Origin of the sequence: Crocosphaera sp. Alani8 (assembly GCF_038442745.1) — a bacterium.
GTDB lineage: Bacteria > Cyanobacteriota > Cyanobacteriia > Cyanobacteriales > Microcystaceae > Crocosphaera.
This window is the reverse complement of record NZ_JARVCN010000061.1, coordinates 1-12,150: the sequence shown is the minus strand read 5'-3', so window position 1 is coordinate 12,150 and position 12,150 is coordinate 1. Positions and strand designations below refer to the sequence as shown.

Genomic DNA, 12,150 nt, shown 5'->3' with positions numbered 1-12,150 from the left:
CATCTATTAGTAAAGGGTTTTATAAGGGGGTTAAAAAGAGCGGATTTGGTATCATAACCTCTGCTATAGCCCTAGCTTCTATTCTATCCCTTGTCTCCGGCTTCACAGGAGAAGTAGTCAAAGGCGGGGACATAGCTTTTACTGGGGCTTTTGCTGGAATTATAGCTGGAGTCATGGCCTTTGCTGGAGTCACAGTTGGAGTCATAGCAATAGCCATAGCCTTTGCCTTAGCTGGAGTCATAGCCTTTGCCTTAGCTGGAATCATAGCCTTTACCTTTGCTATAGCCTTAGCTGGAATTATATCCTCTTTCATAGCCTCCCCTGTAGCCGAAATAGTAGCCCATCCCCTAGTCGTAACGTTAACCCTACTTGCCTCTTTTATCGCCTATCGTGCCATGAAAGGTGATCCCAGAGATGCTTGGATAAAAAACTTTGTCGTTGCCTTTGCGGCAAGCGGTGGCACTACCTTTAGAAAAGCTAATCTTACTGATGCTAACTTGAGCCAAACAAGGTTAAAAAGTACAGATTTCAGAGAGGCTATTTTAACCCGTACTTGCTTCAAAAAAGCCGAAAAATTGGATCGTATTCGTCCAGGAAAAACGATACTTTCTCAACCTCATGTTAGGGAGTTATTAACCACAGGATATGGTTACAAAAAATCTTACTTCGATGCCAACTTACAAGGAGCAAACTTAGACGGAGCAAACCTCAATCAAGCCAACCTGAAACAGTGTAATCTTAATGATGCTAGTTTGCGAGCCACTAACCTAGAAGGGGCAAATTTAAGCCAAGTTTCTGCCATCAATACTAACTTTACAAGGTGTAATTTAACCGGTGCTTGTATTGAAGCTTGGAACATCGATAAAACTACTATTTTAGATAAGGTTGACTGTCTATTTTTGTTTTTGTTAGAAAAAGAGAATCAAGACGGACATAGGGAACGCCGTCCCTATGATCCTAATAAAATGTTTCAACCCGGAGACTTTAAGAAACTGTACCAAGAAATTATTAATACAGTACAGCTCCTAGTAAAAAATGGAATTAAACCCGAAGCTTTTAAAACTGCCTTTGATAAAATTGTCGAAGAAAATCCCAATATTGGTTATGATAATATTCAGGGTTTTGAAAGAAAAGGAAACGATGTTTTAGTGACCGTAGAAGTTCCTGAAGATGCTGATAAAGGTGAGATAGAAAATACATTTGATAAATTTTATGAACTCCAATTAAAAGAAGAAAATACTAGAAACCTACTAGCAGCAGAAAAAGAACACAAAAAAGATATAATGAAAATAATAAAATCTTTTACAGATTCTCCAACTTATATTACTAACAACAGTAACACCGTGAATAATAGTTCAGACAACAGCAAAAATATCACCACTGGAGATATGAACGCCACTAACTCCATAATCAACTTAGGGGAGATTAAAGGCAAAGTTAGTAATAATATTAAACAGTTACCCGACAATACAGAAGATGGACAAATTAGCATAAAAGAGCTATTAAGTCAATTAAAAATTGCTATAGAAACAGAAGATAATATTAATGATGAGACAAAAACCGAAGTATTAGACAGTGTTAAAAATATTACAGAATCTGCGAAAAATCCCGAAGATAGTAACCTAAAAAAGATGGCAAAACTTTCTAAAAATGCTATTTTGGGTATCGTTTCTACTTTACCAACCGCCACAAAGTTAGTCACAGAATGTAATGAATTATTACCAGCAATTAGCGAATTATTAGGACTGTAAATCAGTTAATTATTAATGACTGGCGATTGCTTGATAATGAGACCTATGGAAAGCAATAACATGGAATATTTAACAGAATCTAAGAAATAACAAATCATCACTCAAATTATAGCTACAAGACTGGAGCAAAAACAATTTTTATCAGAGATGAAAGAAAAACAGAAGCAAGGGTTAATAATTGCTAGAAAATGTGCTAAATTTCTTCAATATAAGTATGGAGTAACAAAAGTTATTTTATTCGGCTCTTTATTAAATTATGAAGATATGAATAAGGATTCTGATATTGATCTGGCGGTTTGAAACTTGCCAGAGAAAAAATATTTTAATGCTGTAGGATTATTATTAGAAATTCCTGAGTATTTTTCAATAGATTTAGTAGAAGCAGAAAAGGCAAAACCCTATATATTAGATGCTATTAATCAAGGAATAGAATTATGATCCATTTAAAAGACAAAATCCTTAAAGAATGCCATAACCTAGAAAAATTAGTTACTAAAATCAATCAAACTCTGGATTTAATCAATGTCATGAAAATTTTAACACCGATATGCAAATTTTTCTAAATCAACTTTAGCTTTGAAATCTATTAGGAATATGTTGATCCCTTCCATCTTCTGAGAATTCGCTACAATTTAGGAGAAGAAAACCTACGCTCATTAAAATCATTACCTGTGGACGCGACACAAAGCATAATCACTCAATTTGACTCCATTGACGCTGCTTTAGCCGACATTAAAGCAGGCCGTGCAATCATTGTCGTAGATGATGAAAACCGTGAAAACGAAGGGGACATAATCTGCGCTGCTCAATTTGCCACCACTAACCTGATTAATTTCATGGCAGTAGAGGCACGGGGACTAATCTGTTTAGCCATGAATGGACAACGGTTAGACGAGTTAGATCTCCCTCTGATGGTTACGAAAAATACCGACAGTAACCAAACTGCATTCACCGTCAGTATCGATGCGTCTCCCCATCTTGGAGTATCCACTGGTATCTCCGCAGAAGATCGGGCCCGCACCATTCAAGTCGCTATCAATCCTAACACCCAACCAGAGGATCTAACCCGTCCCGGCCATGTTTTCCCCCTGCGGGCTAAAGCAGGAGGAGTTCTCAAACGTGCTGGCCACACAGAAGCTGCTGTGGACTTAGCCAGACTTGCTGGACTTTACCCGGCAGGAGTAATATGTGAGATCCAAAACCCCGATGGTTCCATGGCCAGACTACCGGAACTGCTTGAATACGCAAAAAAACACAACCTGAAACTAATAACTATTGCCGATCTCATTAGTTATCGTCTGCGACACGATCGCTTTGTTTATCGAGAAACAGTCTGTCAGTTACCCAGTCAGTTTGGCACATTTCAACTCTACGCTTATCGTAACGTTTTAGACGAAACAGAACACGTAGCCATTGTTAAAGGCGATCCCAGTGAGTTTAAAGATCATCCTGTAATGGTACGAGTGCATTCAGAATGTTTAACAGGGGATGGTTTAGGGTCCCTCAGATGTGACTGTCGGATGCAGCTACAAACCGCCTTACAAATGATAGAAAAAGAAGGCTCGGGGGTTGTAGTGTATCTAAGACAAGAAGGACGAGGAATAGGGTTAATTAATAAGTTAAAAGCCTATTCTTTGCAAGATATGGGACTAGATACCGTAGAAGCTAACGAAAAATTAGGGTTTCCTGCGGACTTAAGAGACTACGGAATGGGTGCTCAAATTTTGAATGATTTAGGGGTAAAAAAAATCAAATTAGTTACCAATAACCCCCGAAAAATTGCTGGTTTAAAAGGATATGGTTTAGAGGTAGTAGAACGGGTTCCCTTGTTAATTGAACCCAATACTTATAACTCCAGTTATTTATCCACAAAAGCCCAAAAATTGGGACACTTATTCCTGCGAACCTTTTTAATAACCATTGCTATTGAGTGGGAAGAGATACCAGTAACAATTACGGAAAGATACGAAAAGTTGCAACAAGTACGAGAACTTAGTCGGTCTATGCAATTATTATTACAAGAAGAAGCAAGACCAGTGGCGATCGCCTTATTTGAACAACCTTCTTTAATCTTTCATCTAGGATTTGAACAAGCTAAAATGGTGGATGATAATTGGCATAGAAACCAGAACCACCCCTACGGACAAGCTATCATTACTATTCTGGATAACTTAGCCGCTTGGGATAATATCAAACGCCTAGAATTTTTAATTTCTTCAGGAGATGATCCCATGTCAGGATTGCAAGGTAAATTAAAGCGTTATCCCTTTTCTTTAGATACAAAACCCTCTCAATGTACCCTTCCTTGGAAAAGACAAACTATTTATAGTTTTAGCGACGAACAGTGGGCAATTACCGCTTAATTTAATCTTTTTACACATAGGTACATTTATCTTCTGATTACTGTGTTTGAAAACTAAGTCAAACAGAGTATTTATTAGGAGGAGACACTTATTTAATGGCTGATATTGCTGTTCTTTGTTCTTTCTGTTATCATAATTTACGTATCAATGAACATTGGGAAAAAATATATCCTTATGTTCAATCTTGGTTCACAAAATTGCATACTATTGACTCAGTACAATCAACAATTACCCCTCAAAAACAATAAAAAACTAACTCTTATTGTCTTCAATTAATAATGTAATGCTTTATAATCGTCGTCAATTTATAATATTTACAGGTGGATTAGTTGGAATTGGAGTGGCTAACGTAGGACATCAATTCTTTAACCGATCGCAATCTGATTTATCTAATAACACAGTCTCCGAAATTGCAGAAAAATCACCAATTAATCAACCTGTAGCTATTGCCCCAGAGGGTTTATTTGCTCCGGTTAAAGGAGATGTTAGAATTGTTATTATTAGCGATTTAAACAGTCAATATGGCTCCACAGATTACGATCCAGAAATAGATAAAGCCATAGATTTAGTACCTCAATGGAAACCTGATTTAGTGTTGTGTGGAGGGGACATGGTAGCAGGCCAAAAAAGGTCATTAACTAAGCAACAAATAGAGGCCATGTGGTCAGCATTCGATGTTCATGTTGCTGCACCTTTAAGACAAGCGGCCATTCCCTTCGGGTTAACCATTGGTAACCACGATGGTTCCGGTTCCATCAGTCAAGGGAAATATACCTTTGCACAAGAAAGAAACCTCGCTTCTGCCTATTGGAATAACCCTAACCATAACCCAGGATTAAACTTTATTGATAAAGCTAACTTTCCCTTTTATTATAGTTTTCAACAACAAGATATTTTTTACTTAGTTTGGGATGCTTCCACTCATATTATTGACCAAAAACAACTAACTTGGGTAGAAAATAGTTTAAATAGTCCACAAGCAAAACAAGCTAAACTAAGACTTGCGATCGGTCATTTACCTCTTTATCCCATTGCAGTAGGAAGAAATACCCCAGGAAACTACATTGCAGAAGGAGAAAAATTACAAAGTCTCCTAGAAAAGTACGACGTGCATAGTTATATTAGTGGTCATCATCATGCCTATTATCTAGGTAAAAAAGGTAAACTAGAATTGTTCCATAGTGGGGCATTAGGAGGAGGTCCCCGTCAACTGCTAAATAGTAACTTACCTGCTCAAAAAACCCTCACAGTAGCTGACATTTCTCTGGAATCAAAAGAAACTATCTATACAACTTATAATATGAAAACCTTACAAGTAATTAATATTCAAACTTTACCTAAGTCTATTGGAAACATTATTAGAAAAGATTTATCTTAAACTAGATTCGTTTCAAAAATATAACAATTGGAGACAAAAAAGTATTCTGTCTCCAAAGGGAAAGTTAAACTAAACCGCCAGACGCTTGAAGACGGGCCCTAGCGCGTTTAAATGCGTTTGTTGCTTGCATTTGCTCCAAACGATCTTCACCTCTATTAGCCGTTTCTAGACGGGTTTGAGCGGTGTTGTACTCTGTTTTGGCTGCTTCTTTATCGATGGTGTCTCCGGCTTCAGCCGCGTTGACTAAGACTTTTATTTCATCTTGCTCCACCTCAGCAAAGCCACCCATGACAGCGATACTCTTCCAGTCTTTATCAGGACGTACCCGTAGCACACCTGTATCTAAGGCAGTTAACAGGGGGGCGTGGCCACCTAAAATTCCCAGTTGTCCCGAGGTACTGGGTAGGATAATTTCTTCTACGTCACCGTCCCAAACGGTCTGATCGGGAGTAATTACACGAACTGTTAATGGCATATCAGTAATTGATGATAGGTGATTAGTGCCTAGTAGAGGGGAACCTTGGCACACCCCTACCAGTAATACAAACAGAACAAGACCTATGCTTGTTTTAGTTTCTCAGCCTTGGCTTTAGCTTCGTTGATATCTCCCACTAAATAAAAGGCTTGTTCAGGGAGATCGTCTAATTCTCCGTCGAGGATCATCTGGAAACCCTTAATTGTATCTGCCAAAGACACATACTTACCAGGTGAGCCGGTAAATACTTCTGCTACAAAGAAAGGTTGAGACAAGAAACGCTCGATCTTACGGGCCCGATCTACGGTGCGGCGATCGTCTTCTGACAATTCGTCTAATCCCAGAATAGCAATGATATCCTGTAATTCCTTGTACCGTTGTAGGGTAGATTGCACAGCACGAGCGGTATCATAGTGTTCTTCACCAACAACACTGGGCTGTAACATGGTGCTAGTAGAATCTAGGGGATCAACCGCAGGATAAATGCCTTTAGAAGCTAAACCACGGGATAATACAGTGGTTCCGTCTAAGTGAGCGAAGGTAGTAGCAGGGGCAGGATCGGTTAAATCATCCGCAGGGACATAAACCGCCTGAATGGAGGTAATAGAACCTTCTTTAGTAGAGGTAATTCTCTCTTGTAAGTCTCCTACATCAGTTCCTAAAGTGGGTTGATATCCCACAGCAGAAGGCATCCGTCCTAAGAGTGCAGATACCTCAGAACCAGCTTGAACGAAACGGAAAATATTATCAACAAATAACAATACGTCTTGCTTGTTAACATCACGGAAGTATTCCGCCATGGTCAAACCAGATAAACCCACCCGCATTCTCGCTCCAGGGGGTTCGTTCATTTGTCCGTAAACTAGGGCAATTTTCGATTCTGAGAGGTTCTCGGGGTTAATTACCTTAGATTCGATCATTTCGTTGTAGAGGTCATTTCCTTCGCGAGTCCGTTCCCCTACTCCAGCGAACACGGATACACCCCCGTGTTGGATGGCGATGTTGTTGATCAACTCCATCATGATAACGGTTTTCCCCACACCTGCTCCGCCAAACAAACCGATTTTTCCGCCTTGACGATAGGGGGTAAGAAGATCGATAACCTTAATCCCCGTTTCAAAGACTTTGGGTTTGGTCTCTAAGTCCGTTAATTTGGGGGCGGGACGGTGAATTGGGGAAGTTTCTTCGTTGCCCACGTCTCCCATTTCATCCACAGGTTCCCCTAAAACGTTAAAAATACGCCCCAAGGTGGCTTTACCCACAGGAACGCTAATGGGCGAACCTGTATCCAAAATTTCCATACCTCTGACTAAACCATCGGTCCCACTCATGGCAACGGCGCGAACTTGGTTATCACCGAGTAACTGTTGCACTTCACAGGTAACGGAAACGGTTTCTCCCGCAGAGTTGGTGCCTTCTACTTTGAGGGCATTATAAATACGAGGTAATTTACCACTAGGAAATTCAGCATCGACTACAGGACCGATGACTTGAGTGATTTTACCAACGCTTGTTTCTTGTGTTGTAGCTACCATGCTTATCTTTGATGTTTAGGGATTAATTGATTAATTTCGCTGAGCGATATTGTTTAACCCTTGGGCTATGGGGAAGTCGAGCCAGCCAAAGCTCAGGGTTAACACCGAGTAAGGTGAAGATTTCTATGGTTATTTTTGCCACCCTATAGATTACCACTTCTCGGTCGTTGGGGGAACGGGTTAGTTAGGTTTTGTTATGGTCCCCTATAAATCATTTTAAGAGACCTTGAGTCCTAACCAGCGTTTTAGTTTGAACCACTGACGTCTCAGTTTCCAAAATTTACTGGATTTCATGGCCACTATTTCTTCGGCAAGGTTTAAGTTCTCGCTTTGATACCTTGCTAATTCAGATTTATAGCTTTCTAGTTCAGCTTCGAGATTTTGGATAGATTCGTCTCTTTTTGGTTCGTAGGACGACAATGGTGCTAATGAGGGTAAAGTTTTCCCATTGACAAAAACACAGTCAATTGTCTGCAATTTTCCGTTGTCTTCTCGGAAACAATCCCCATAATCCCAAAGATAAAAATTGAACTTAGCTAACCAATTCATAATCTCTAATAGCAAAGCGCATTCTTGGGTATAACCTCTATAAACCCAAGCTTCTAATAGCAATACATCTGTCTTTGGAAGAGTGGCAGTTGCTCCTTTGAGCATGGCTAGTTCAAACCCTTGAATATCTGCTTTGATAACTTGCGGTTGGGGTAAATTAAACTGTTTTATGGCCTCATCCATCGTTAGGATAGGTACAGAGATTTTTTTTAAGTCTTGGTTTTCATCCATAGCTAGAAGGGTGCTACCAAATCCTTCTGAAAAAATCGACATGATTTTTTCTTCGCTTTTTTCCCCTAACCCATACTTATGGAGGGTAAAGTTGGGGCATTTTTCTAGATTGCTCTCCATTATTGAAGTATAGGTAGGAATATGATCTACCAATGGTTCAAATAGATGGTATGTCGCATCAGGAACAATCTCATGGATTAAGTAAGACCAATATCCATTAGATGCACCCACATCAAAAATAACCTCGGGATGATAGTCTAGATTTTTCAGTGTCTTAAAAATCTCTTGATCTAATTGTGCAAAGTTATACTTAGTTCTCATCTAAAAATTAACATCTTAATTAATAAAAAAAATGAGGGCGAAAAGCCCTCCATTACGAGGTTAATAAGCTAGAGTTTCCAAGGTCTCTTTGAGATAAGAGCGAACTTGTTGAGGGAGGGGTTCCATATCGGTGGCTGTTTGGTGTTGTGCTTGCCATTGTTGGAACCCGGAACACTCAGCAATGGCGTGTTGAAGAGTGTCCCAAACTGCGGCTTCTGTTTGCTGGTTTCCTGTCATGGTTGAGTTTGTCATCAGTATATCTATGGATTTCTATCTAATGTCTCAGGTTATAGCATAACTCGAGTCATTGGGTCACGACTGATATTTTTTACACCATCCTGAACAAATCATGAAGTTTTTTCTGTAACAGTGGATGATGGGTTAAGGGTGGGAATTAAAAAGATTTTACTCACTCGTAATCCTATCACCGTAAACTCCTTGGTGACCTGATCTGAAGAAATAGCCTCAGTTGCTGACCAGGTTTTGTCTGAGGTAGATAATACCCCTAAAATACTGATAGAAACCTGTATAAATAGGTTACAAAGTAAAAAAGCGATCGCTGCAATAATCAATCCCAAAATTCGCCACTGTGGTAACATAGACGCTGTCACTGTTACGATTGGGGCTGATTGATAAAGTAACCAACCAACTCCCAGTAGTCCTATGGCCGCGAATCCGTGAAAAATTTTATTTTTTCTAGTTTTCAAAAGCTTTAATATTTTCCGTTGTTCTTCTGTTAAACTGTTGGGTCTAAGGGCAAAAAAAAGAAGCCCAAAAAAGTCGAAAGGTTTTGTCCACTGCATCCAAAGTATTGGCACGACTCCAACAGTCCCAACTAATACTAATTCTAGCCGATAGAATAGCCACGGGTCTCCAACTGCTAATCCTATCCAAACAACAACCAATAAGAGAGGAGCGATGGCTAAGCCGACTAAATGAATCCATAAAAAGGGTTCAATTCGGAAATTATTCATGGCTTTTTTCTTTGACAAGCTGAACAATAATTATCAATTCTCATGGTTATCATAGCAAATATTTACTCATTTTTACCCCTTAAGAAACAAGACTTAATTAAGGGATTATTAGTTATATTTTTTCCTTTCATTTTAACCGCTTGTCAAACCACCACAGTTCCCTTAGAGTTTGCTCCAGATGGTCAAATTGTTCAACAAGCGATCGTTTTACAACTCAATCAACGATTAATTCCTTTAAGCGAACGGTTACAAACAAGCAAACCTGGCTTAAATATCAGTAACATCAATGTTAAAGAAATAGAAACTGTTACTATTAGTAATCTACCTAGTTATCATTTAATAGGAACCTACAATTTACAGCTTACTTTACCCCACCAACAAATTAAACAAACTAAAAATAAGTTTGATCTTTATCTGCAAAGACAAGCAGAGGGGAAAACCTGGCGACTTCTTAGTAAGGACAATAAAATACAAAATCAGGAATCTGTCTGGAAAAGCTATTTAATTCGTAAGGATGAGTAAGGTAATGAAGTCAGGAGTTCCTCACTCCGTTCCGGCGCTATCGCACAGGATTCAGAAGTTATTTTTGAGACAAAGATGCCAACTGTAAATTTTTTGTGGCATTTAGGGAATATTAATGTTAGACATTTCCAGAAATTAACCTCAAACCCTTATATCATCATCGTCAAATCTTAGTTATTGGGAATGCCTGTTACACACTAAGCTAAACCGAAGCTAAATTATGTCAGAGCTTCAAAAACCCATAAAACAAAAAAACGTAGGGTTAAAAGAGTTCTTGATTCAGTTACAAGAACTCACTAACCTTAGATTTAGTGGGAGCTTGCATATCACGATCGCTAATCATCCAAGCTGGACCTTATGGTTGCGTCTAGGGCGTTTAAGTTGGTCAGACGGGGGGAGGAACTCGCAAGAACGATGGCAGAGACATTTAGAGTCATTTGTTTCTGAGTTGCAAGGTCCTCGGTTGGATAAGATAGCTTCAACAGCTAATACAAATGACCGATGTAGTATCCTCGTTCATTTCCTCAATCAAGGTTTGCTTCAACGGCAACAGTTAACTGAATTGACATTAAGTGTTACCCAAGAAATTCTCTTTGATTTAATCCAATCTAGTCACATGAACCGCAATTGCTTGTCCTACGAGATTATCCCCGATGATTCGAGTAACAAGCATACGTTGATCTTACCCATGATTGAGGTAATACCCACCCTTAAGCAAAGCCTAAAAACTTGGCAACAATGGCAAAATCAGGGTTTAGTCACTTATTCTCCCAACCTCTTTCCTGTCATTAAGCAGCGAGAACTCATTTCCCAGAAAAATTTGTCGGAGAGTCAGTTGTCAATCATTTCCCTGATTGATCATAGGGAGAATGTGCGAAGTTTAGCCCTGAAAACGGGTTTAGATATCGTTAGCGTCATGCTGTTTCTGCTCCCTTTAGCAAAGCTGAAAGCCATCAGTTTTTCTAAAATCCCCAATCATCACAAAAGTGGTATTTACCATTTAGAGGTTGATCATAACCAGAAAACCTTAATTGCTTGTGTAGACGATAATCCTAACGTTTGTCGCTCTTTAGAAAAAATAATAAGTAGACAAGGTCTTGGTTTTATTGCCATTCAAAAGCCTCTAAAAGCAATTCCCTCCTTTTTAAAAAACAAACCCGATCTGATTTTTTTGGACTTAGTGATGCCCATAACCAATGGTTATGAGCTTTGTACTCAACTGCGGAAAACCTCCAGTCTCAAAGATGTACCCGTGGTCATTTTGACAGGAAAAGATGGTTTAGTTGATCGCATGAGAGCCAAAATGGCCGGGGCTAATGATTTTTTATCTAAACCAGTTAAGGTTAGCGAATTTATCAAAGTCTTGAATAAGCATTTAAAAAAATCTACCCAGAAGGAATCAACATGAGTCACATTCTTTTAGTTGAAGATAGTCGAGTGGAAGCCGAAAAGTTGACCCGTTATTTACAAAAGCAAGGATTATCCGTCTTAGGCGTTACTAGCGGTGAAGAAGCGGAACTAAGACTCAAACAAGAAAAACCCCGTTTAATTGTTTTAGATGTCATCTTACCCGGAGAAAGTGGCTTTGAACTATGTCGCAAACTGAAAGCCGATCCCCTAACCCAACAAATTCCTGTGGTGATTTGTTCCATTAAAAATAAAGAAATCGATAAAACCTGGGGCCGCATGAGTGGGGCTGATGCTTACCTCACAAAACCCTTGAATAAAGAGGTATTTCAGCAAACTATCAATCAATTAATCGGTTAAGGAGAAACAAGGTGGTACAAGTAGCTGAAAGTGTTTCGGTATTTGATATTAATCGCCAATTAAGTCAACTAGAAGAGGGTGAGAAGTTTTTACGATTTCCTATCAATTCAACCACGGATGGTTTACTTCCGTTGGGGGAATTACAAGAGGTTTATCCTTTAGAACTACCAACTATTTTACCTGTACCAGAGGTAGAGCAAGCCCTATTAGGCATTATCAATTGGCAAGGAAAAGGTATCTTCTCAAAAAGCCAGGGGTCACTCGCTGCGAAAACTTAGGCCAAA

14 protein-coding genes are annotated in these 12,150 nt (G+C 39.1%); 9 read left to right on the top strand and 5 right to left on the bottom strand.

Annotated elements, in window-relative coordinates; translation table 11 throughout:
• The 5 genes from P9B04_RS04800 to P9B04_RS04780 all read left to right on the top strand — a co-directional run.
• Nucleotides 1-1,751 (top strand): pentapeptide repeat-containing protein (locus P9B04_RS04800; RefSeq protein ID WP_342053861.1); only part of this gene is annotated, 1,751 nt, incomplete at its 5' end.
• Nucleotides 1,752-1,898: 147 nt separating this feature from the next.
• Nucleotides 1,899-2,051 carry a nucleotidyltransferase family protein gene (locus P9B04_RS04795; protein ID WP_342053860.1) on the top strand — a complete coding sequence of 51 codons (153 nt, stop codon included), beginning with the start codon at nt 1,899-1,901 and terminating at the stop codon, nt 2,049-2,051.
• Nucleotides 2,052-2,054: 3 nt separating this feature from the next.
• A complete protein-coding gene (locus tag P9B04_RS04790; RefSeq protein ID WP_342053859.1) occupies nt 2,055-2,189 on the top strand; it encodes a hypothetical protein in 135 nt (44 codons plus the stop codon).
• A 233-nt stretch (nt 2,190-2,422) separates the two neighbouring features.
• Nucleotides 2,423-4,114 (top strand): bifunctional 3,4-dihydroxy-2-butanone-4-phosphate synthase/GTP cyclohydrolase II, encoded by a 1,692-nt coding sequence (gene ribBA, locus P9B04_RS04785; protein WP_342053858.1) that lies wholly within the window; start codon nt 2,423-2,425, stop codon nt 4,112-4,114.
• A 283-nt stretch (nt 4,115-4,397) separates the two neighbouring features.
• Complete coding sequence (locus tag P9B04_RS04780) at nt 4,398-5,492, top strand: metallophosphoesterase family protein (RefSeq protein WP_342053857.1); 1,095 nt, start codon at nt 4,398-4,400, stop codon at nt 5,490-5,492.
• Nucleotides 5,493-5,556: 64 nt separating this feature from the next.
• Here P9B04_RS04780 and atpC read toward each other — a convergent pair whose 3' ends face one another.
• The 5 genes from atpC to P9B04_RS04755 form a co-directional block, all read right to left on the bottom strand.
• The gene (atpC, locus tag P9B04_RS04775; RefSeq protein ID WP_342053856.1) at nt 5,557-5,967 is read right to left on the bottom strand and encodes an ATP synthase F1 subunit epsilon; all 411 of its coding nucleotides are present in this window, start codon (nt 5,965-5,967) and stop codon (nt 5,557-5,559) included.
• An 83-nt stretch (nt 5,968-6,050) separates the two neighbouring features.
• Nucleotides 6,051-7,502 carry a F0F1 ATP synthase subunit beta gene (gene atpD, locus P9B04_RS04770; RefSeq protein WP_342053855.1) on the bottom strand — a complete coding sequence of 484 codons (1,452 nt, stop codon included), beginning with the start codon at nt 7,500-7,502 and terminating at the stop codon, nt 6,051-6,053.
• A 216-nt stretch (nt 7,503-7,718) separates the two neighbouring features.
• Nucleotides 7,719-8,603, bottom strand: coding sequence for an FkbM family methyltransferase (locus P9B04_RS04765; RefSeq protein WP_342053854.1), 885 nt, complete (start codon nt 8,601-8,603; stop codon nt 7,719-7,721).
• Between the two features lie 60 nt (nt 8,604-8,663).
• Complete coding sequence (locus P9B04_RS04760) at nt 8,664-8,855, bottom strand: hypothetical protein (protein WP_342053853.1); 192 nt, start codon at nt 8,853-8,855, stop codon at nt 8,664-8,666.
• Nucleotides 8,856-8,950: 95 nt separating this feature from the next.
• On the bottom strand, nt 8,951-9,577 hold the full coding sequence (locus tag P9B04_RS04755; RefSeq protein ID WP_342053852.1) for a low-complexity tail membrane protein: 627 nt from the start codon (nt 9,575-9,577) through the stop codon (nt 8,951-8,953).
• Nucleotides 9,578-9,625: 48 nt separating this feature from the next.
• On the opposite strand from P9B04_RS04755, the gene P9B04_RS04750 reads away from it, so the two are divergent.
• The 4 genes from P9B04_RS04750 (at nt 9,626) to P9B04_RS04735 (ending at nt 12,144) form a co-directional block, all read left to right on the top strand.
• A complete protein-coding gene (locus P9B04_RS04750) occupies nt 9,626-10,099 on the top strand; it encodes a hypothetical protein (RefSeq protein ID WP_342053862.1) in 474 nt (157 codons plus the stop codon).
• 220 nt (nt 10,100-10,319) lie between these two features.
• Nucleotides 10,320-11,507: a response regulator gene (locus P9B04_RS04745; protein ID WP_342053851.1), complete on the top strand. Its 1,188-nt coding sequence runs from the start codon at nt 10,320-10,322 to the stop codon at nt 11,505-11,507.
• A complete protein-coding gene (locus P9B04_RS04740) occupies nt 11,504-11,866 on the top strand; it encodes a response regulator transcription factor (RefSeq protein WP_342053850.1) in 363 nt (120 codons plus the stop codon). The genes P9B04_RS04745 and P9B04_RS04740 overlap by 4 nt, the downstream gene beginning before the upstream one ends.
• A gap of 11 nt (nt 11,867-11,877) precedes the next feature.
• On the top strand, nt 11,878-12,144 hold the full coding sequence (locus P9B04_RS04735; protein WP_342053849.1) for a hypothetical protein: 267 nt from the start codon (nt 11,878-11,880) through the stop codon (nt 12,142-12,144).
• Nucleotides 12,145-12,150 lie beyond the last annotated feature (6 nt).

Coding starts and splice junctions, on each gene's coding strand:
- P9B04_RS04760 (WP_342053853.1), bottom strand. CDS start 8,855: ATGACAAACTCAACCATGACAGGAAACCAGCAAACAGAAGCCGCAGTT.
- P9B04_RS04765 (WP_342053854.1), bottom strand. CDS start 8,603: ATGAGAACTAAGTATAACTTTGCACAATTAGATCAAGAGATTTTTAAG.
- P9B04_RS04755 (WP_342053852.1), bottom strand. CDS start 9,577: ATGAATAATTTCCGAATTGAACCCTTTTTATGGATTCATTTAGTCGGC.
- P9B04_RS04745 (WP_342053851.1), top strand. CDS start 10,320: ATGTCAGAGCTTCAAAAACCCATAAAACAAAAAAACGTAGGGTTAAAA.
- atpD (WP_342053855.1), bottom strand. CDS start 7,502: ATGGTAGCTACAACACAAGAAACAAGCGTTGGTAAAATCACTCAAGTC.
- P9B04_RS04795 (WP_342053860.1), top strand. CDS start 1,899: ATGAAAGAAAAACAGAAGCAAGGGTTAATAATTGCTAGAAAATGTGCT.
- P9B04_RS04780 (WP_342053857.1), top strand. CDS start 4,398: ATGCTTTATAATCGTCGTCAATTTATAATATTTACAGGTGGATTAGTT.
- atpC (WP_342053856.1), bottom strand. CDS start 5,967: ATGCCATTAACAGTTCGTGTAATTACTCCCGATCAGACCGTTTGGGAC.
- P9B04_RS04740 (WP_342053850.1), top strand. CDS start 11,504: ATGAGTCACATTCTTTTAGTTGAAGATAGTCGAGTGGAAGCCGAAAAG.